Source organism: Vibrio sp. 1580 (assembly GCF_033340055.1).
The window spans coordinates 1-609 of the sequence record NZ_JAWOVT010000438.1 but is presented as its reverse complement, the minus strand read 5'-3'; the positions used below and the strand labels follow the sequence as shown (position 1 = coordinate 609).

At 47.9% G+C, this 609-nt stretch carries 1 pseudogene; it reads right to left on the bottom strand.

The features are described from left to right. Window positions 1-609: pseudogene (locus R7093_RS26460) on the bottom strand (tRNA(Met) cytidine acetyltransferase); the annotation flags it as partial.

Genomic DNA, 609 nt, shown 5'->3' with positions numbered 1-609 from the left:
TAAGTTGGGTTGGTGAACCAGTGCTTGCTTGTCCACTTTGTTCAACGATACGTTCGCCATGCCTTCAATGGATTGCGGCGATAATTCCGCGTTCAAGATAAAAGCGTCATACAACCACGTTTCTAACTTATCATCTACGCTCCAACGAATTGGCTGCTGCATGTGATACGTCTTCATGCCAGGTCGTTGTTGTTGCAACCATTCAATGAACTTCAACGTGAAGCCACGTCCGCAGCCCTCATAGCCATGAATCGTGCTAGAAAAGACCAAACGATGATAATGCTCGGTGATTTGTTTGAGCATCGGGACGGGAATCGCAGCCGCTTCATCAACTAGCAACAAATCACACTCAGGCAGCGAAGACAACAATTCGTCAGGCGCAATAAACTGAATATACCCATATCCGACTTCCAAACGGTCTTTCTTCATCTGTTTGGCATCCGTAAGTAAACGCTGCGCGTGCTGATAGACTGGCTCAACAGCGTTAATAGAAGGCGCGGTAAGTAATATACGCAGCGGCTTGTGTTGCAACAACTGAGCACAAGCGATACCTAACGCGCTGCTTTTACCTCTACCGCGATCAGCCGTGAGCACTAAAGGACGCTTACG